17 protein-coding genes and 1 tRNA gene are annotated in these 18,507 nt (G+C 69.4%); 11 read left to right on the forward strand and 7 right to left on the reverse strand.

Features of this window, described 5'->3' with window-relative positions; genetic code table 11:
- Nucleotides 1-5: 5 nt before the first annotated feature.
- The 6 genes from AC1DXK_RS25925 to AC1DXK_RS25950 all read left to right on the forward strand — a co-directional run bounded on the left by AC1DXK_RS25925 (nt 6) and on the right by AC1DXK_RS25950 (nt 7,130).
- Nucleotides 6-1,514: a type II and III secretion system protein family protein gene (locus AC1DXK_RS25925; protein ID WP_477299422.1), complete on the forward strand. Its 1,509-nt coding sequence runs from the start codon at nt 6-8 to the stop codon at nt 1,512-1,514.
- Nucleotides 1,515-1,552: 38 nt separating this feature from the next.
- Complete coding sequence (locus AC1DXK_RS25930) at nt 1,553-2,296, forward strand: CpaD family pilus assembly protein (protein ID WP_457106816.1); 744 nt, start codon at nt 1,553-1,555, stop codon at nt 2,294-2,296.
- A gap of 77 nt (nt 2,297-2,373) precedes the next feature.
- Nucleotides 2,374-3,618, forward strand: coding sequence for a CpaE/TadZ family protein (locus tag AC1DXK_RS25935; RefSeq protein WP_457106815.1), 1,245 nt, complete (start codon nt 2,374-2,376; stop codon nt 3,616-3,618).
- Nucleotides 3,619-3,675: 57 nt separating this feature from the next.
- A complete protein-coding gene (locus tag AC1DXK_RS25940) occupies nt 3,676-5,118 on the forward strand; it encodes a TadA family conjugal transfer-associated ATPase (protein ID WP_457106814.1) in 1,443 nt (480 codons plus the stop codon).
- Between the two features lie 4 nt (nt 5,119-5,122).
- On the forward strand, nt 5,123-6,121 hold the full coding sequence (locus tag AC1DXK_RS25945; RefSeq protein WP_457106813.1) for a type II secretion system F family protein: 999 nt from the start codon (nt 5,123-5,125) through the stop codon (nt 6,119-6,121).
- Nucleotides 6,122-6,152: 31 nt separating this feature from the next.
- On the forward strand, nt 6,153-7,130 hold the full coding sequence (locus tag AC1DXK_RS25950; RefSeq protein ID WP_457106812.1) for a type II secretion system F family protein: 978 nt from the start codon (nt 6,153-6,155) through the stop codon (nt 7,128-7,130).
- Nucleotides 7,131-7,154: 24 nt separating this feature from the next.
- On the opposite strand, the gene AC1DXK_RS25955 is transcribed toward AC1DXK_RS25950, so the two are convergent.
- On the reverse strand, nt 7,155-7,388 hold the full coding sequence (locus tag AC1DXK_RS25955) for a GcrA family cell cycle regulator (protein WP_020095642.1): 234 nt from the start codon (nt 7,386-7,388) through the stop codon (nt 7,155-7,157).
- A 401-nt stretch (nt 7,389-7,789) separates the two neighbouring features.
- On the opposite strand from AC1DXK_RS25955, the gene sseA reads away from it, so the two are divergent.
- Together sseA and AC1DXK_RS25965 are read left to right on the forward strand one after the other, a co-directional pair.
- Nucleotides 7,790-8,635 carry a 3-mercaptopyruvate sulfurtransferase gene (sseA, locus tag AC1DXK_RS25960; protein ID WP_457106811.1) on the forward strand — a complete coding sequence of 282 codons (846 nt, stop codon included), beginning with the start codon at nt 7,790-7,792 and terminating at the stop codon, nt 8,633-8,635.
- Between the two features lie 589 nt (nt 8,636-9,224).
- Complete coding sequence (locus tag AC1DXK_RS25965) at nt 9,225-9,701, forward strand: hypothetical protein (protein ID WP_457106810.1); 477 nt, start codon at nt 9,225-9,227, stop codon at nt 9,699-9,701.
- Nucleotides 9,702-9,789: 88 nt separating this feature from the next.
- Here the strand turns inward: AC1DXK_RS25965 and AC1DXK_RS25970 are convergent, their stop codons facing one another.
- Genes AC1DXK_RS25970 through AC1DXK_RS25985 form a run of 4 tightly spaced genes read right to left on the reverse strand, consistent with a single transcriptional unit; the run spans nt 9,790 to nt 13,023 of the window.
- Complete coding sequence (locus AC1DXK_RS25970) at nt 9,790-10,614, reverse strand: FTR1 family iron permease (protein ID WP_457106809.1); 825 nt, start codon at nt 10,612-10,614, stop codon at nt 9,790-9,792.
- A gap of 53 nt (nt 10,615-10,667) precedes the next feature.
- Nucleotides 10,668-12,101, reverse strand: a complete 1,434-nt coding sequence (locus AC1DXK_RS25975) for a 4Fe-4S binding protein (protein WP_457106808.1) — start codon at nt 12,099-12,101, stop codon at nt 10,668-10,670.
- Nucleotides 12,098-12,442: a cupredoxin domain-containing protein gene (locus AC1DXK_RS25980; protein WP_457106807.1), complete on the reverse strand. Its 345-nt coding sequence runs from the start codon at nt 12,440-12,442 to the stop codon at nt 12,098-12,100. The genes AC1DXK_RS25975 and AC1DXK_RS25980 overlap by 4 nt, the downstream gene beginning before the upstream one ends.
- Before the next feature lie 17 nt (nt 12,443-12,459).
- On the reverse strand, nt 12,460-13,023 hold the full coding sequence (locus AC1DXK_RS25985; protein WP_457106806.1) for an iron transporter: 564 nt from the start codon (nt 13,021-13,023) through the stop codon (nt 12,460-12,462).
- A 353-nt stretch (nt 13,024-13,376) separates the two neighbouring features.
- Here AC1DXK_RS25985 and AC1DXK_RS25990 point away from each other — a divergent pair, with 353 nt between their 5' ends.
- Nucleotides 13,377-15,500, forward strand: a complete 2,124-nt coding sequence (locus AC1DXK_RS25990; protein WP_477299420.1) for a carbohydrate porin — start codon at nt 13,377-13,379, stop codon at nt 15,498-15,500.
- Between the two features lie 10 nt (nt 15,501-15,510).
- On the opposite strand, the gene lipB is transcribed toward AC1DXK_RS25990, so the two are convergent.
- Nucleotides 15,511-16,242, reverse strand: a complete 732-nt coding sequence (gene lipB, locus AC1DXK_RS25995) for a lipoyl(octanoyl) transferase LipB (protein WP_457106804.1) — start codon at nt 16,240-16,242, stop codon at nt 15,511-15,513.
- A gap of 89 nt (nt 16,243-16,331) precedes the next feature.
- On the opposite strand from lipB, the gene AC1DXK_RS26000 reads away from it, so the two are divergent.
- Both AC1DXK_RS26000 and AC1DXK_RS26005 read left to right on the forward strand, forming a co-directional pair.
- The gene (locus AC1DXK_RS26000; RefSeq protein ID WP_457106857.1) at nt 16,332-16,637 is read left to right on the forward strand and encodes a FliM/FliN family flagellar motor switch protein; all 306 of its coding nucleotides are present in this window, start codon (nt 16,332-16,334) and stop codon (nt 16,635-16,637) included.
- A gap of 121 nt (nt 16,638-16,758) precedes the next feature.
- Nucleotides 16,759-16,843, forward strand: a tRNA-Leu gene (locus tag AC1DXK_RS26005).
- A 271-nt stretch (nt 16,844-17,114) separates the two neighbouring features.
- On the opposite strand, the gene AC1DXK_RS26010 is transcribed toward AC1DXK_RS26005, so the two are convergent.
- Complete coding sequence (locus AC1DXK_RS26010; protein ID WP_477299421.1) at nt 17,115-18,290, reverse strand: tetratricopeptide repeat protein; 1,176 nt, start codon at nt 18,288-18,290, stop codon at nt 17,115-17,117.
- Between the last annotated feature and the right edge of the window lie 217 nt (nt 18,291-18,507).

The following is an 18,507-nucleotide window of genomic DNA, read 5'->3' on the forward strand; positions in this document are numbered from 1 at the left end:
TCGCCCTGCTGGCCGCCCTGGCCGGACCGGCCTCCGCGCAGGAGCGCCAGACCTTCGGTCCCGCGCCGATCCTGACGATCGGGACTGCGGAATCCGCCTCGACTCGGAAGGTCGAGCTGACCGCCGGCCGCTCCGTGATCGTCGACCTGCCGCGGGACGCCAAGGAGGTGTTCGTGGCCAACCCCGCGGTGGCCAACGCGGTCGTCCGCTCGACCCGCAAGGTCTTCGTGATCGGCATGGCCGACGGCGCGACCTCGATCTTCATCTTGGATGCCGAGGGCCGGCAGATCGCCGCCCTCGACGTGACCGTGGCGCGGGACCTCAATCTCGGAACCCTGCGGGAGTTGCTCAACCAGAGCATCCCGGGCGGACGCTTCGACGTGCGCTCCTCGGGCGCGTCGGTGCTGCTGTCCGGGTCGGTAAACTCCTCGGCGGACGCGCAGCAGGCCATCGACATCGCCAACGCGTTCGTGGGTCTGGGCGGCGGAGCCGCGGGGGCCGGTGGTGCCACGGGGGCCGCGGGAGCGCCGAGTGGCGGCGTCGCCGCCGGAGCGCGCGGCGCGGTCATCAACAACCTCACGATCCGCAACAAGGATCAGGTGATGCTCCGCGTCACCGTGGTGGAGGTGTCGCGCAACGTCCTGAAGCAGTTCGGGATCAACATGACCGGCAACTGGTCGGCGCTGAACCCGCTCGGTTCGGCGACCTCGCCCGGGCTGATCAACAACCTACCGTTCCCGATCAACCCGTCGACTCCCAGCGGCAACCAGATCCAGGCCTCCATACAGTCGGGCGGGTTCTCCCTCCAGGCGACCCTGAAGGCCTTCGAGCAGGCGGGTGTCTCGCGGATCCTGGCCGAGCCGACGCTCACCGCCATCTCCGGCGAGGCTGCCAAGTTCCTGGCCGGCGGCGAATTCCCGGTGCCGTCCTCGGCCGCCTGCACGGTGGGTGGCGTCTGCACCCCCGGCATCACCTACAAGCCCTACGGCGTCGCCCTGTCGTTCACGCCGGTGGTGCTCGCCGACAACCGCATCTCGATCCGCGTCGCAACGGACGTGACCGAGATCGATCCGCAGCAGAGCTTCACCTACGTCGTCGGCAACAGTTCCGTCGTGGTCCCGGGCACCCGGGTGCGGCGCTCCGAGACCACCGTCGAGCTGCCCTCGGGCGGTGTGATGATGACCGCCGGCCTGATCCAGCAGGTGAACAAGCAGGCGATCACCGGCCTGCCCGGCCTGATCAACCTGCCGATCCTCGGCGCGCTGTTCCGCTCCCGCGACTACCAGCGCCAGGAGACCGAGCTGATGATCATGTGCACGCCCTACATCGCCCGGGCGATGGAGCCGAAGCAGGTGAGCCGGCCTGACGACAACTTCGTCGACTCCACCGACGGCCAGGCGGTTCTGCTCGGCCAGATCAACCGCCTCTACGGCAAGGTCGCCTCCCCCGGGGCCGCCGCCGCGCCGCCGCTCGGACACACCTATCGCGGCCGCGTCGGCTTCATCGTCGAGTAGCGCCCCCCGCGTCCCCGCCGCGCCCCAGGATCGGAACCATGACCGGACGTTACCCGCCCGCACTGTCCCGCCGCGCCGCGAGCCTCGTCGCGGCCTGCGCGTTGGGCGCCCTCGCGGCAGCCTGCAAGAGCGACCCCGCCACCACAGGCGGGATCGCCGTGGCCGACTACCGGGCGCGCCACCCGATCGTGCTGACCGACGGGAGCCGCAGCCTCGACGTATTCCCCACGGGGGTCGGCCATCTCGATCCGCGCCAAGCCCGCGATGTCGACGCCTTCATGCTGGAATATCGGCGCTACGGCCGCGGCGTCCTGCTGATGGAGGTGCCCCAGGGGGTCCCGCCCGACCAAGTGGTCGCCGTCGAGCGGACGGCGGCGCTGCTCGGCCGGTTCGGGACGCAGAACGGCGTCGGCGCCCGCGAGATCACGGTCGCCGGCTACGCGGTGGCGGCGCCGACCCTCGCCGCGCCGATCCGTCTGAGCTTCCAGCGCATGCAGGCCAAGGTGTCGGATGCCTGCGGCCTCTGGCCCCAGGACCTCGGGGCTCGCGGCTTCGCGAACGATTACAGCAACCAGCCGAGCTGGAACCTGGGCTGTGCCATGCAGACGAACGTGGCGGCCCAGGTGGCGGATCCGGTGGACCTCGTGCGGGGCCGCCCCGAAGGCCGCATCGACACGGTCAAGCGGGTCCGGGATATCGGCCAGTTGCGGGACGGCAAGGATCCGTCAACCACATGGCGTCAAGATGGGCAGACCGCCGTGAAGTCCCAAGTCACCAACTAGGACAGACGGCGTTGAGGACGGGCCGCCTCGCCGCCACCCCCACGCCGCGCCCCGAACGCGAACCCGAAAGCGCCGTCATGGCAGACCTGTCCGAGACAACCGAGCGCACGATCGCCCCGGTGCCCCGGATCACCATCCAGGCATTCTGCGAGACCGGCGAGACCGCCGCGATGATCGAGGGCGCGGCCCTCGATCGGCGCATGCAGAAGGCGCAGGTCAAGGTCCGGATGGGCGGCGGCGCCGCCGCCATCGAGGCCTACCGGCACGCGCCGACCCCCAACGTCATCGTCATCGAGATGCAGGGCGCGCGCTCGAAGCCGATCGAGTGCCTCGACGCCCTGGCCGAGGTCTGCGACGAGGGCACCCGCGTCCTGGTGATCGGCCATCTGAACGACGTGACGCTCTACCGGCAACTGATCCAGCGCGGGGTGTCCGACTACCTGATGGCCCCCGTCGAGCCCCTGACCCTGATCGCGGCGATCTCCGACTTGTTCTCGGCCCCGGGCGTCAAGCCGGTGGGACGGACGGTGGCGGTCTACGGCGTGAAGGGCGGCATCGGCGCCTCCACGGTGGCGCACAATTTCGCGTGGTCGGTGGCCCGGAACCAGGGCGTCCAGACGGTGATCGCCGACCTCGACATCGCCTTCGGGACCGCCTCCCTCAATTTCAACCAGGACCCGCCGCAGGGCATCGCCGAGGCGGTGTTCGCCCCCGAACGCCTGGATTCGGCCCTGGTCGAGCGGCTGCTGTCCAAGTGCAGCGACAACCTGAGCCTGCTCTCGGCCCCGGCAAGCCTCGACCGGACCATCGACCTGTCGGAGCCGGCCTTCGACGCGTTGATCGAGCACATGCGGGCGAGCGTGCCCTGCGTGGTCCTCGATATTCCGCACCAATGGAGCGCTTGGTCGAAACGCGTCCTGACGGCGGCCGACGAGATCCTGATCGTGGCCGGCCCCGACCTCGCCTGCCTGCGCAACACCAAGAACCTGCTCGGCGCGCTGAAGCACGGGCGCCCGAACGACCAACCGCCCCGCATCCTCCTGAACGGCGTCGGTGTGCCGAAGCGGCCGGAGATTGGCACCGCCGAGTTCGCCAAGGCCCTGGAATGCCCGGTGGCCCTCTCGATTCCGTTCGAGCCGACCCTGTTCGGCACCGCCGCCAACAACGGCCAGATGATCGCCGAGATCCAGGCCGGCTCGAAGGTGGCGGAGCTGTTCAACGATCTGGCGGCCCTCACCCTCGGGCGTCCCGAGAACCGGCGCGGCCGTCCGAGCCTCCTGGAGCCGCTGCTCGCCAAGCTCGCCGGCCGCAAGGCCTCGTGATGCGGACGCCGTCCTTCGCCCGACAGGCTCCGCAGGGCAGCGCCAGGGATCCGCTCCATGTTCGGTAGGCGACAGACCGGCGGCGCATCGGCGGCGCCTGCGCCGATTCCGCAGACACGGGCGGCGGCGCCGACCATGCCGGTCCTGCGCGATTCGGCGGCACCGGCCGCCCGTCCCGCGCCGGCGCCCCCTGTGGTCGTCGAGACGGCGCGCTCCGAGGACTACTATCGCACCAAGAGCCTGATCTTCGGGGCGCTGATCGAGGCGATCGACCTCACGCAGCTCTCGCGGCTCGACGCGGAGACCGCCCGCGAGGAGATCCGCGACATCGTCACGGAGATCATCGGGCTCAAGAACATCGTCCTGTCGATTGCCGAGCAGGAGGAACTGCTCGACGACATCTGCAACGACGTGCTCGGCTACGGTCCGCTCGAGCCCCTGCTCGCTCGGGACGACATCGCCGACATCATGGTCAACGGCGCCAACCGGACCTTCATCGAGGTCAACGGCAAGATCCAGCTGACCAGCGTCCGCTTCCGCGACAACCAGCAGTTGATGAACATCTGCCAGCGGATCGTCAGCCAGGTCGGGCGCCGCGTCGACGACGCCTCGCCGATCTGCGACGCGCGCCTGCCGGACGGGTCCCGCGTCAACGTGATCGCGCCGCCGCTCGCCATCGACGGCCCGGCCCTCACCATCCGCAAGTTCAAGAAGGACAAGCTCACTCTGGAGCAGCTCGTGCGCTTCGGGGCGATCTCGCCGGAGGGCGCCGAGGTTCTCAAGATCATCGGCCAGTCGCGCTGCAACGTGGTCATCTCGGGCGGCACCGGCTCGGGCAAGACCACGCTGCTCAACTGCCTGACCGCCTTCATCGAGCTCGACGAGCGGGTGATCACCTGCGAGGACGCGGCGGAACTCCAGCTCCAGCAGCCGCACGTCGTGCGCCTGGAGACGCGCCCGCCCAACATGGAGGGCCAGGGCCAGGTCACCATGCGCGACCTCGTCAAGAACTGCCTGCGCATGCGGCCGGAGCGGATCATCGTCGGCGAGGTGCGCGGACCGGAGGCCTTCGACCTGCTCCAGGCGATGAACACTGGCCACGACGGCTCGATGGGCACGCTCCACGCCAACAGCCCGCGTGAGTGCCTGTCGCGCATCGAGTCGATGATCTCGATGGGCGGGTTCACCCTGCCGTCGCGGACCCTGCGCGAGATGATCTGCGGCTCGATCGACGTGGTGATCCAGGCCATGCGCCTGCGCGACGGCTCCCGGCGCATCACCCACATCACCGAGGTGCTCGGGATGGAGGGCGACGTCATCACCACGCAGGACATCTTCCTCTACGACATCGTCGGGGAGGACGCGAACGGCAAGCTGATCGGGCGCCACCGCTCCACCGGCGTCGGCCGGCCGAAATTCTGGGAGCGCGCCCGCTATTACGGCCTGGAACAGCGGCTCGGCGAGGCGCTCGACGCCGCCGAGGTCGTCGACCGGAGCTGAGGGCATGCCGGACCTTCCCGTCGCCGCCGCGGGCGCCGCCAACCTGCCTCTCGCGGCGGGCCTGATCGGCATCGCCGTGGCGGCCGTCGCCTACGTGGCGATCCTGCCCCTGCTCGGCGGGGAGCGCCGGGCGACCAAGCGCCTCAAGGCGATCGGCGTGTCCGCCTCCGGGGCTGCGACCCGCGGCGTCGCGGTCAACCGGCGCGAGCAGGTCGCCAAGACGCTGAGCGAGATCGAGGCCAAGGCCAAGGGCGCCTCGAAGGCCAGCATCGAGCTGAAGCTCGCCCGCGCCGGCCTCGGCTGGACGAAGCGGACCTTCTACACGGTCTCGGCGGTCAGCGGCGGCGTCGTCGGGATGCTGATCTTCGTGATCACCGACACCCCCCTCGCTGCGCTCGGGGCCGCCTTCGCGGGCGGGTTCGGCCTGCCGGCCCTGCTGCTGCGCCGCCTGCGGCTCAAGCGCATCGCGAAGTTCAACAAGGAGTTGCCCAACGCCGTGGACGTGGTGGTCCGCGGCATCCGCACCGGCATCCCGGTGGGTGACTGCTTCCGCATGGTCTCGCGGGAGGCCGAGGAACCGGTGCGCAGCGAGTTCCGGACCGTCGTGGAGACCCAGGCGATGGGGCTTTCGCTCGGCGAGGCGTGCACGCGCCTGTTCGAACGCGTGCCCACCGCTGAGGTGAACTTCTTCGCCATCGTCATCAACATCCAGCAGCAGTCGGGCGGCAACCTGTCCGAGGCCCTGAACAACCTCTCCATCGTGCTGCGCGACCGCGCCAAGATGCGCGGTAAGGTCCAGGCGATGAGCATGGAGGCCAAGGCCTCGGCCTCGATCATCGCCTGCCTGCCCTTCGCGGTGGCGGGCATCACCGCCCTGACGAGCCCGGACTACATCTCGCTGCTCTGGACGACCGATACCGGCAAGATCGCGCTGGTCGGCGCGGCGATCTGGATGTCCATCGGCGTCTTCACCATCAAGAAGATGATCGCCTTCGAATTCTAGGCGCGGTGCGCCTCCTGCCGGATTCCGCCCGATGATCGATGCCATCGCCGAAAAGCTGTTCGATCCCCGCTTCATGGGCACGTTGCTGACCGCCGTCGCGGCGGCCGCGACCGCCTACGCGGTGGCACAGCCCTTCCTGGAAACCGACAGGCTCGGCAAGCGGATGAAGCTCGTCAGCGACGAGCGCGAGCAGATCCGGCGCCGCGAGCGGACGCGCGCGGATCCGACCGTGACCCGGGCGACGCTGCGCGTCCAGCCGAAGGCCTACATGAAGTCCATCGTCGAACGCTACCAGCTGCGCCGCTGGCTCGGCACCGACACGGCCAAGCGCAAGCTCATGCAGGCGGGCTATCGCGGCCAGGGGGCGGAGACCGCGTTCCTGTTCTTCCGGCTGGTGGCGCCGATGGCCACCCTGATCGCCGCCCTGTTCTACCTGTTCGTGCTGGAGGTCGTCGACACCTCCTACCTGGTACGGTTCGGGATGGTGATCGCCGCGGCCTACGCGGGCATCAAGGCGCCGGAACTGTTCCTGGTGAACACCGCCAAGAAGCGCCAGACCGAGATCCGGAAAGCGTGGCCGGACGCCCTGGACCTGACGCTGATCTGCGTGGAATCCGGCATGGCGATCGAGAACGCCTTCCGGAAGGTCAGCACCGAGATCGCCACGTCCTCGGTCGTGCTGGCCGAGGAACTCGCCCTGATGACCGCCGAGATGTCGTTCCTGCCGGACCGGCGTCAGGCATACGAGAACCTCGTGATGCGCACCGGGCTCGAGCCCGTGAAATCCGTCGCAACCGCGCTGATCCAGGCCGAGCGCTACGGCACGCCGGTCGGCCAGGCGCTGAGGGTGCTGAGCCAGGAAAGCCGCGACCTGCGCATGAACGAGGCGGAGAAGAAGGCGGCCGGACTGCCGCCGAAGCTCACCGTGCCGATGATCCTGTTCTTCCTGCCGGTGCTGTTCGTGGTCATCATCACCCCGGCGGTCATCCAGATCATGCGGACCCAGTGACGGCCGGGATGCTGCGGCCGGATCTCAGCGGATGCGGCCGGGGCGGGTCGGCTCGAACACGATGCGGCGGTGATAGGCACACCAGCTCTTGCCGTCGGACACGGGGGCGCCGCAGCAGACGGCGCGGTCGTTCGGCTCGCCGATGATGTACTTGCACACGAAGGCGCCGGACTGCGCGAACGGGACGCGCAGGTCGGCCGACGGCTCCTCGACGGTCTCGGCATCGCCGATCTGGGACATGCGGACGAGTTGATTCATGGCGTTGATCGGCTCAATAAGCATCCTGCTGTGGGTCGGACGCCCCGGCAGACAGGGAAGGTTTGAACGCATCTCGTTCAGACGGCGTCCCCGGGACGCGTCCGCGAGCGGTGCGTCCGGGGCGGCCAACACGGTGCCGGCCGGACGACCGACGCGATTGGCGTCATGATGTTGTCGTAACTGGGGTTACGGCTCCTTAAAACAAGACCAGCCTGCGTGGGACGCATCGGACCACGGTGCAGGATGCGTAGCTCGCGTTATTCCGGCAGCCGTTCGATTGGCATTGGCGGTTCTGACGAAACCGGCCGAACGCGCCCGTCTGGCGGCGCCCCGGGCGTGCAACCGGGTTCGACCTGTGGTTCTGTGCGGGCGCAACGCGAACAGAGCTGGACCCGCCGACCATGGCCCATGCGCCCCTCGTGTCCCCCGAATGGCTGCACGACCGCCTCGCCGCCCCCGACATCGTGGTGCTGGACGCCTCCTGGTATCTCCCGGCCGCGAGCCGTGACCCCGAGGCCGAGTTTCGTGCCGCTCATATTCCCGGTGCCCGCCGCTTCGATCTCGACGCGATGAGCGATACCGAATCGAGCCTGCCGCACATGCTGCCGCGGCCCGAAGTGTTCGCCGCACGGATGCGGGCGCTCGGCGTTGGCGACGGCATGCAGATCGTGGTCTACGACGGACAGGGGCTGTTCTCGGCTCCGCGGGTCTGGTGGATGCTCAAGGCCTTCGGCGTCCGCGACGCGCTGGTGCTGGACGGCGGCCTGCCGGCCTGGGTGGCAGCGGGCTACGCCACCGAGGAGGGCGAATCACGGGCGCATGCGCGCCGCCACTTCACCGCCCGCCTCGACCACGGGGCGGTGGCGGACGCGGACGACGTGGCGCGGGCGCTAGAAACCGGCTCGGCGCAGGTGGTGGATGCCCGCTCTGCGACCCGGTTCCGCGGCGAGGAGCCGGAGCCCCGGCCCGGCGTCCGGCCGGGGCACATGCCCGGCGCCCGCAACCTTCACTACGCGGCGCTCCAGCACGACGGCCGCATGAAGAGCCCCGACGCGTTGGCGACCGTCTTCGCCGAGAGCGGCGTCGATCCGGACCGGCCGATCGTGACCACCTGCGGCTCGGGCGTGACCGCCGCGATCATCGCGCTGGCGCTGGAGACCATGGGCCGCCCGGCGCGGGGGCTCTACGACGGCTCCTGGTCGGAATGGGGCGCCGATCCGGCGCGCGCGGTCGCGACCGGCGCCTGACCCGGATTCTCGGGAGCGGCCCTCGGCTCCGCGGGCAAGCCCTGCGATCGGCCCGGGCTCCGCAGGGACGTCGGGCTGGTGCGTGACGGTGCCCGACACGGTGCAGCTACGATGGTCACACATCTCAGAACGGAGCGCGGGTTCCCCTCTCCCCGCACGCGGGGAGAGGCCCGCACGGACCGCGTCGTCCGTGCGGGAAGCGAAAGGCGAAGCCGGAGCGGCGGTGAGGGGGCGGCTCCGGAGGAGGCTCTTCCGGCACCGCCCCCTCACCTTCGGCTGCCGCCTCGCTCCAGCGACGACAAGGTCGCCGGAGCCCTCTCCCCGCAAGCGGGGAGAGGGGGTCTCTCGGGCAGGCCCGTCGCGCTGTCTGCGGATGCCGCCCATCCCCTGTCCCTCGCCCGCACTGAGGAGGCCAAGTCGGACAAGCCCGACTTGGGTGGAGAGGCAATCCGCGCCCGGGCCTGACGCCGCGTTGTCAGAGCAGATGTACGAATCCGCCAGCTCGGCGCGGACGGCCAACCTTGACGCGCGATCGATCGATTCCGATATATCGAATGCGCCTGCGGTTGGGCGCTCCACGGAGAAGATCATGCCGCATCACGAGACCACGTCCCTGTCGGGAACCATCCGACACGTCTTCGCCCATCGCTTCACCATCGAAGGGGAGGACGGCACGCACCTCGCCGATCTCGGTCCGAAGGGGGCGCAGGCCTTCGCCCTCGCGACCGGCCTGCGCGTGACCGTCGAGGGCGAACGCCGCCCCTCGGAGATCAAGGTCACACGGATCTCGGCCTTGGGCCGCGAGCCGGTGCTGATCCATCACAAGAAGCCCCACCATGCAGCCGGGTCGGCACGGCCCGACCTGCCCGCCGATCCCGCGCTGGCCCTGGCGGCGGCCACGGCCGCGGGCTGGACGGTTCTGGGGACGCCGCGCCGCAAGCCCAAGCACGTGGAGCTGCTGGCCCGGCGCGGCGACGGCGCGGCGACGGAGCTGCACGTCGATGTCGACGGGGCGATCTACAAGGAAAAGCCGGCCGATCCGGCGAAATGGGCTCTGCCGGCCTGACGACCTGAGATCGGTCCGCCGCAGCCGGCGCGGTTGCGGCGGGCCAGAGTCGGGCCGGGGCGCGGACCTGCCCGGTCCGCGGCCGGCCTCAGGCCGTCCGCATGGCGCGGCGCTTGTCGGCGGCGCTCCACTGCATCAGGCCGACCATCACGGCGATCGTCGCGAGGTAGACGAGGCCCTGCAGGGCCGTCGGCCGGTCGGTGTAGCCGACGAGAGCGTGCAGGACGCGGCCCGGCCAGGAATTCTCGGCGATCACCCCGGAGCTGTTCCAGAGGGTGTGGCCGAGGACGTCCACGACGCCGGCATTGGCCAGGAACTGAGCCGCCTGCGCGGCGAGGCCCGCGGCGAGGAAGACGATCAGCACGCTGGTCACCGAAAACACGTACCGGCTCGGGATCGAGGCGAGGCCGAGATAGGTCGCCGCAGAGAGCAGCATGCCCGCCCCGATGCCCGCCACCGCGCCGAACTGGATGTCGGCTCCTGAGGTGCCCGAGGCGACGAGGCCGTAGAGGAACAGCACCAGTTCGGCGCCCTCGCGCAGGATCGCGGCGCCGATCACGATCGACAGCGCCGCGGCCTCGCGCTCGCCCGAGCGCACGGCCGCGCCGGCCGCGCGCAGTTCGCCGGCCAGTTCCTTCCCGTGTTTGCTCATCCAGGTGTTGTGCCAGACGAGGAGCAGCACGGCGACGATCAGCACGGCGGCGTTCAGGATGTCCTGGCCGTTGCCCTCGAAGGCGTCGGAGATCTTCTCGGCGAACAGGGCGACGACCCCGGCGCCCGCCAGCCCGCCGGCGACCCCGAGCAGGACCCAGCGCATCCGGCCGGGGATGCCGCGGGTCGCCGCCAGCACGATGGAGATGATGAGGCCCGCCTCGATGACTTCGCGGAAGGCGATGACGAACGCGCCGATCATGGCGGTCTCCAGGGGTTACGGTGTCGTACGAAGCGCCGCGCGCGAACCGCGCGCTACCAGATCCAGAACAGGAGCACCCAATTCACCACCGACAGGGCGGCCGCGCCGGCGATGCAGGCCGAGGCCGCGACCCGGCGGAGACCGCCGGCGCCGAGGCCCGCCACCCGCCAAGCGAGCCAGACGCTCCACAGGCTCGCGCCGGCGAGGAGGCCCGCGCGGATCTCGGCAACGTGGGGCACCACGATGCCGTCACCCCGCAGGAACGTGACGGTGAGCGCCGACAACCCCAGGAAGACCCCGCAGCCCGCCACGGGGATCAGCGTCTGGGTGAGGTGATGGAAACGCCGAAGCGACCAGCCCCCGAGGGTCACGGTCGCCAGCGCCACGATCCCCGACAGGGCGAGGCCGAGAACGAGTGTCGCGGCGCCGATGTAGGTCAGCAGCAATGCGCCGTCGAGGAGGGTCATGACGTCGTTGCGGTCGGGGTAGTTCGTCAGGATGAACCAGGGTGCCGAATGCTCCAGGGGCCACGTCGTCCCGTGCTCGATGAGCCACGTGGCCGCCCATTGCTTCGCGTCGACGTACCAGGGACTCGACGACCACTGGAAGGCGCCCACCGCCAGCGCCAGCATGCCGAACAGGATCAGCAGGGTCTGGTCGAGGCTGGGCTCTCCGCCCGCCACGTAGACGATCTCGTGGTTGGGCGAGCGCAGGGCGAGGCGGACCGCGCCGCGATGGCCGCTGCAGCGACCGCACATGTGGCAGGCGCCGGCGCCGCGCATCGTCTTCACCGGGACGAGCGGCGCGCAGTTGAACGCCGCCGCGCCGCGGGCGGGCTTGGGCGAGGCCGCCCAGGCTGCGCGGTCGACCTGAAAGCTCACCGGGGCGAGCTTCGAGAGGACCGCGAAGACGCCGTTGACCGGACAGAGGTAGCGGCACCAGACCCGCTTGTTGCGTCCGTAGAGCAGGCCGACCACGATCGCCGCGAGCGTCGAGCCGCCGAGGATGGCGAGGACCGGCTTCGGGTAGCCGTACACGCTGGTCATCTGCCCGTAGACGGTGGTGCCGGCGAACGCCAGGAACGGCCAGCCCGACCACGTGATCCAGCGCGGCACGGCGTAGCCGCGGCTCCAGCGGCTCGCGAACTCGCTGAGCGCGCCCTCGGGGCAGAGGACGCCGCACCAGGCCCGGCCGACCAGCACCATGCTGACCAGCACGAACGGCCACCAGATTCCCCAGAAGGCGAACTGCGCGGCGAGCGTCAGGTTCGTCCAGATGTGGGCGGCGTTGTCGGGGAGCGGCAGCAGCGCCGGGACGATCACCAGCACGGCGTAGACGGCGACGATCAGCCACTGAATGGACCGGATGATCCATCCGTACCGGCGCAGGCCGTCGCCGAACCGGGCGAGCCCTGCATCGACGGCCGCCCGGCGCGCCGGCATCCCGGCGCGGGGAAGGATGACCGGCGCTGCCGTCGACGCGCTCATTTGGCTACCAAGGTCGCCTTCGCGTCCGGATGGAAATCGTCGAACACCTGGTAGGTACCGGCATCGAGGGTGCGGAACACGATCGCCGAGGTCGAGCCCGCGGCGAGGGCCTTCTCGCGCTTCAGTTCCGCGCTCTCGAATTCAACCGGGGACTGGCCGGTGTTCGAGATCTCCAGCTTGAACCGGGTGTTGGCCGGCACCTCGATCACCGCGGGGAGGATCACACCGTCGCGCATCTCGACCTTGATCACCGGCATGTCGTCGGCGCGCGCAGGCCCAGTCGCGCAGGCGATCAGCAGCGCGGCGGAGAAGGTGCGGATGGGGCGATACAAGCGGGACACGGGCAGCTCCGGCACTTTCAGTAGGCGCCCTTCTTGCCGACGCCGGCGAAGGTGAAGTCCTGGGTCACCGAGAAGGACTCGAACCACGGGCCGACCCCCGTCTCCTTGTCGACGTGGCGGCCGAAATGACTGTCCCTACCGGGAGGCGCGACGGTGACGGTGAGGCGATAGCGCCCGGGGCCGAACAGCTTGACGTTGTCGCCGTAATGCGGTCCGTCATTGGCGACCATCGGCATCAGCATCCCGGACACGGTCTGGTCGGTGGGCTTGTCGCCGTCGAGCTTCACGGCCTCGAAGCGGACATCGAGCGCCGGTACCCAGTCGCCCTCGGCGAAGCCGTTGCGGTTGTCCTTGGCGGCCCGGATATCCGTTTCGAGATGGATGTCCGACTTGGCGGCCTCGCGCATCATGCCGGGCGGATCCATCTCGATCGGCTGGAGGTAGACCGCTGCGACCTCCAGGCCGTTGCGCGTCACATGCGGCCCGATCGGCACTTCCTTGGCCTGCGCGGCACCCGCGAACGCGAGGAGCGCGGCCACGGAGAGGCCGCGGAGAACCGGAATGACGTGCGAGGCGTGCATGCATCCGCACATAATCCACCCCGCGCGAAGTTCAAACTGGAATCGCGTTGCATCAAATAATAACAATTCTAATCTGAGATGACGCCCGGATGGCGAGACCGTATTCGCCTGTCCTTCCCGAGCATCACGGCGCGCTTCGTAGACTCTCACGAAGATGTTCGTCAGCCAACGACATTCCGGATCTTGACCGGGTCGCCGAACCCTGGATCGTCATGCGATCGCCATGCGGAGATCCGAGAATGCGACGCGGAACGGCGATGACCTGCGAGACAGCCTGTGGCGAGACGGCGCACCGTGGCTTGCGCAACGCCAGACGCTGTCTTAGCACGTGCTATACTTTTCCAATGAGTCGGATGAGAACCCGTTCCGTTTCCCTGGCCCGCACGGCAGCCCTGGTACTGACCGCACCCCTGCTGGCGATTGTCGCCGCGCGGGGCGCCGACCTCGCGACTCCGCATCTCGCCGAACGGTCCACCTATGCCGACTGGTCGGGCGGGTATGTCGGCCTCGAGGGCAGCGCCGGCGGATCCTACGGCGCCTACAATTTCGGCCCGACGACCATCGGCGGTCGCGCGGTTCCGGCCTTCCGCAGCGGCGATTCCACGGGCCGCAGCGACCAGGGCAAGAACGCCACGACGGCGGTCGGCGGCCTGTTCGGCGGCTGGAACTGGCAGGCAGGCCCCTGGGTCTACGGGGTCGAGGCCAGCCTCGATGCGGCCAATCTGAAGCGGCCGGTCCCCTCGACCGCGGCGGGCTTCGGCTACGCGGACGTCGATCCAGGCTTCAACATCATACGCGCCAAGACCGATCTCTACGGTGCCCTGCGCGCCCGGATCGGCTACAGCTTCGACCGCTACCTGATCTACGGCACCTTCGGGCTCGCGGGGGCGAACGCGCGCTTCCTCGCCACCTATCCGGATCTCGACACGGGCGGGCAGAACACGGCGCGGCGGGACCTCGGCTATGTCGGCTTCACCCTCGGCGCGGGGGTCCAATACGCCGTCACCGACCACATCGCCCTCGGGCTCGACTACCGCTACGTCGATCTCGGCGGTAGCCGGCGCTTCCCGCTGGGCGCGGTGCCGGGCGATGCCGGCGGCCCGGTCTCGACCCGGGCGAGCTTCACGTCCAACCAGCTGTTCGCCCGGCTGATGTGGTTCCCGGGCGGCCTGACCGTGCCGCCGGACCCGGACGAGACCGCGCCGCACGACCCCGACAACGGCGACACCGGCCGCTTCTCGCTGCACGGGCAGACGACCCTGATCGCGCAGGCCGTCCCGGGCTTCCGCTCGCCCTACGAGGGCGCCCAGAGCCTGCTCCCGCACCAGGCCCGGCAGACCACGACGGCCACGGTCTTCCTCGGGCTGAAGCTCACCGACAGTACCGAGATCTACTACAATCCCGAGTTCAGCCAGGGCTTCGGCCTGTCGCGGACGCTCGGCGTCGCCGGCTTCGTCAACGGCGAGGCGCAGAAGGCCGGCGCCCCGTTCCCGAAGCTGCGCTCGAACCGCTATTACGTGAAGCAGACCTTCGGTCTCGGCGGCGAGACCGTGGACGTGCCGGACGGGCCGAACCAGGTCGCCACCCGCTACGATTCCGAACGGGTCACGGTGATCGCCGGCAAGTTCGCGCTGGGCGACTTCTTCGACGGCAACATCTACGCGCACGATCCGCGGGTCGACTTCTTCAACTGGTCGCTCTGGGGCTCATCGGCGTGGGACTTCCCGGCGAACCTCCCGGGCTTCACGCAAGGGCTCTACGCCGAATACAACCGGCCCGAATTCGCGGTCCGCGCCGCCTACACGCAGGTGCCCAAGGAGCCGTCGAGCGACGTCCTCGACCCGCGGGTGTTCCGGCGCGCGGGGCTGAACGTCGAGTTCGAGGAGCGCCACGTTCTCCCGTGGCTGGAGCAGCCCGGCAAGATCCGCATCGGCCTGTTCTCGAATGTCGGCGTCTCGGCCAACAACCGCGACGCGGTCACCCTGACGCAGCGCGGCCTGTTCGACGACATCAACGACGCGGTGGCGGCGACCCGGCGCCCCCGCCGCAAGACCGGCGGCTACATCAACCTGGAGCAGGCGCTGACGCCCGAACTGGGACTGTTCGCCCGCGCCAGCCTCAACGACGGACGCACGGAGAACATCTCGTTCACCGACATCGACCAGAGCTTTTCCGGTGGCCTGTCGCTCAAGGGCAAGGCCTGGGATCGGCCCGACGACACAATCGGCCTGGGCGCCGCGATGAACGGGCTCTCGCCCTCGCACCGCGCGGCCTTCGCGGCGGGCTATTACGGGCTGCTGGTCGGCGACGGCCGGCTCAACTACGGCACCGAGCGCGCGATCGAGACCTACTACGCCCTGAACCTCACCAAGTTCGTCACCCTGACCTTCGACTACCAGTTCATCGACAACCCCGGGTACAACCGCGATCGCGGGCCGGCGCACTTCTTCGCCTCCCGGCTGCACGCGGATTTCTGACGGACGGCGGTCACACCGCGGGCTCGTTCACGGTCGCCCCGAAGATGTCCTCGAAGGCGGCGCGCAGCTGCATGTCGACCTCGGCCGTGCTCACCGGCAGGCCGAGGTCGACGAGGCTCGTCACCCCGTGCTCCCGGACGCCGCACGGCACGATCCCATCGAAATGGCCGAGGTCGGGCTCGACGTTCAGGCTGATCCCGTGGAAGCTGACCCAGCGGCGGACCCGGATGCCGATCGCCGCGATCTTATCCTCGACCCCCGGCCCCTTTTCGGGGCGGCGCACCCAGACGCCGACGCGGTCCTCGCGGCGCTCGGCGCGGACGTTGAAGGCGGCCAGTGTCTCGATCAGCCACGCCTCCAGACTCGCCACGTAGGCCCGCAGGTCGCGGCTGCGCCGGTCGAGGTCGAGCATCACGTAGGCGACCCGCTGGCCGGGGCCGTGATAGGTGTACTGGCCGCCCCGACCCGTGACGTGGACCGGAAAGCGGTCCGGCGCCACGAGGTCCTCGGTCCGCGCCGACGTCCCGGCCGTGTAGAGCGGCGGGTGCTCCAGCAGCCATACGCATTCGGGGGCCGCGCCGCGGGCGATCGCCTCGGCACGCGCCTCCATCCAGGCGAGCGCGGCCTCGTAGCCCACGGGGGCGTCGCTGACGCGCCAGCCCACCGGGCCGGCCACCGAATCGGAGCCGGGCCGCTTCGGAAAGGCGTGCGGACTGACGGTGAGGCGGGGCGCGTTTACCAAGGGTTCACCATCCTGCGTCGATGGTCGAAGCCTTCAACATCCGCGGCCGGCTGTTGCAAGGTTTCGGCCGCGAGACGGGATGGCGGGTGGTGGCGGTCTTCGAGACCCTGAAGGTCGATCTGACGGTGGTGCTGGGCCGGGCGCGGATGCCCCTGCACATGCTGCTGCGCATGGGCCGCGGCGCCGTGATCGAGCTGGAGGCCAGCGACAGCGACATGGTCGAGATCCTGGCCAACGACCATCCGATCGCCCGTGGGCAGATCGTCGTGACCGGCGACCGCATCTCCGTCGAGGTGACCGAGTTGATCCGCAAGGCGGCTTCGATCGTGGAACCCGGCGTCAGCATTGGCGACGGCGCGGCGCCTTTCCTGGAGGGCGGCTACGATTCCCTGTGAGCGGGGCGCTTGTCGGCGGCGGGACGATCTGTTATCCGCTGCGCCGCGCGACACGACAGCGGCTCCGGGTTCTCCCGCGGGGCGCACAGGTCGAGCGAACGGACGGATCTTCGCGTCCGATGCGGCCATGGCGGAATTGGTAGACGCGCTAGCTTGAGGTGCTAGTCCCGCGAGGGGTGGAGGTTCGAGTCCTCTTGGCCGCACCAACCTCTTCTCGATCGACGAGAAGAGGTGTGGAGCGAAACGACCTGACCGATGCGTCCGACCCCTGCTGAGCGGTCGCACAGCGGGTCTCCGGGCATCGCTTGATCATCGCAAGGCCCGAGGCGTGCTTTCGCCGTCCTGGCCTCAAGTTCCCGACAGATGGCTGTCTACCACCGGTCTCGCCTGCGGCCGCCGGTGCTTGGGCGACTGTGGCCGTCAGCCCCAACGCTCAGGACAGAGGAGCCGCACGCGCGAGAAGCGCGGCGCCTGACCTCAATCCGTCGAGCCCTCCGGCAGACCGGCCATGCGCGCGCCTTCGACGAGATGCTGGTATTCTTTCACGAACGTCGGATTTCTCGAGTAATCGGCGGTCGCCAGCGTGTGGATTGTGTAGCCGGGCATCAGCTTGAGCACATTCTCGATGGCGTCATGGGCCTGTTCCTTGTGGCCCAGCCACGCATGGGCGACGGCCAAGTCTATATAGGCGAAGAAATACGGCGTGTGCCCGACCGAGCGGTTGCACCACCGGATCGCCTCTTCCCATTGCTTAAGATGGGTATGAGCATGGCAGATATAGTATTCCCAGACGTTCAGCAGCGGGTCTTTCGGACTTAACCGGATCGCCCTCTCGACGTGCTCGAACGTCCTGTCGGCCTTCCCGTCCCAGAGAGTGATGATGCCGGCAAGCGCGTGCGCGATCGCCATGTTGGGATCGTACTCGACGGCGATCGCGATCTCGCGCAGGCCCAGCTGGAAATCCTTGGTCGCGCGAAGGACCTCCGCCTTCACGTAATGCGCCATGGGACTTTGCGGCTTCGCCGCGAGCCCCTCGTTCGCGAGTTGCAGGGCGAGCTGGGAATCGGCGGCGAGATCCTTGCTGACCCGGCTGTTGACGGCTTGCGCGATCGCGCGCGCGAGTCCGATCTTCGCCTCGGGATTGTTCTGATCGATCCTCAGGCTCTGCTCGAACTTGCTCCGCGCCTCCAGCGTGTTCGGGGGCGTGCGCGGCCTGTTCATGGCGGCCCAGCCCAGCATATTCAGATCGGCGGCCGTCGGGCTGAGAGAGCCCTCCCGGAGGATCCGCAGGCCTTCCGCCTGACTGAGCTGAACGTCCAGCGAGCGCGCGAGACGCGCGACGAACTCCGCCTGGATCTCGCCCAATCGGCTGCGGTCGCCATCGAAGCGATCGGCCCAGATATGCGCACCGGTCTCCGTCGACACGAGCTGGGCGTTCAGCACCACGTGGTCCCCGGTGCGGCGAACGCTGCCTTCCAACACGTACCGGACACCCAGATCGCGGCCGACCTGCTTCACGTCGACCGCCTTGCCCTTGTAGGTGAAGGCGGTGTTGCGCGCGATCACGAAGCTGCCGGCCAGGTGCGACAGGTCGGTGGTCAGGTCCTCGGTCAGACCGTCGGCGAAGAAGTCCTGCTCGGGATCGTTGCTCATGTTGGCGAAGGGCAGAACCACGATCGAGAGCGGCGGCAGGGGCTTCGGCGCCAGGCCGTTCTGGACAGCCAGCGTCGTCTCCGCCTTCGGGGCGCTCGACCGAAGAGACCAGATCGCGCCCGCCGCCAGCAGGACGAGGATCAGCGCCCCCGCGAGGCCGGCCGATGCGGCGCCCAGGCCCCGGCGCGGGCGAGCCGCCGCGGCCGGAGGCGGGGGC

It is taken from the genome of Methylobacterium sp. P3_A11, from assembly GCF_056403155.1.

Coding starts and splice junctions, on each gene's coding strand:
- AC1DXK_RS25930 (WP_457106816.1), top strand. CDS start 1,553: ATGACCGGACGTTACCCGCCCGCACTGTCCCGCCGCGCCGCGAGCCTC.
- AC1DXK_RS25935 (WP_457106815.1), top strand. CDS start 2,374: ATGGCAGACCTGTCCGAGACAACCGAGCGCACGATCGCCCCGGTGCCC.
- AC1DXK_RS25940 (WP_457106814.1), top strand. CDS start 3,676: ATGTTCGGTAGGCGACAGACCGGCGGCGCATCGGCGGCGCCTGCGCCG.
- AC1DXK_RS25945 (WP_457106813.1), top strand. CDS start 5,123: ATGCCGGACCTTCCCGTCGCCGCCGCGGGCGCCGCCAACCTGCCTCTC.
- AC1DXK_RS25950 (WP_457106812.1), top strand. CDS start 6,153: ATGATCGATGCCATCGCCGAAAAGCTGTTCGATCCCCGCTTCATGGGC.
- AC1DXK_RS25955 (WP_020095642.1), bottom strand. CDS start 7,388: ATGAATCAACTCGTCCGCATGTCCCAGATCGGCGATGCCGAGACCGTC.
- sseA (WP_457106811.1), top strand. CDS start 7,790: ATGGCCCATGCGCCCCTCGTGTCCCCCGAATGGCTGCACGACCGCCTC.
- AC1DXK_RS25965 (WP_457106810.1), top strand. CDS start 9,225: ATGCCGCATCACGAGACCACGTCCCTGTCGGGAACCATCCGACACGTC.
- AC1DXK_RS25970 (WP_457106809.1), bottom strand. CDS start 10,614: ATGATCGGCGCGTTCGTCATCGCCTTCCGCGAAGTCATCGAGGCGGGC.
- AC1DXK_RS25975 (WP_457106808.1), bottom strand. CDS start 12,101: ATGAGCGCGTCGACGGCAGCGCCGGTCATCCTTCCCCGCGCCGGGATG.
- AC1DXK_RS25985 (WP_457106806.1), bottom strand. CDS start 13,023: ATGCACGCCTCGCACGTCATTCCGGTTCTCCGCGGCCTCTCCGTGGCC.
- AC1DXK_RS25990 (WP_477299420.1), top strand. CDS start 13,377: ATGAGAACCCGTTCCGTTTCCCTGGCCCGCACGGCAGCCCTGGTACTG.
- AC1DXK_RS26010 (WP_477299421.1), bottom strand. CDS start 18,290: ATGAGCAACGATCCCGAGCAGGACTTCTTCGCCGACGGTCTGACCGAG.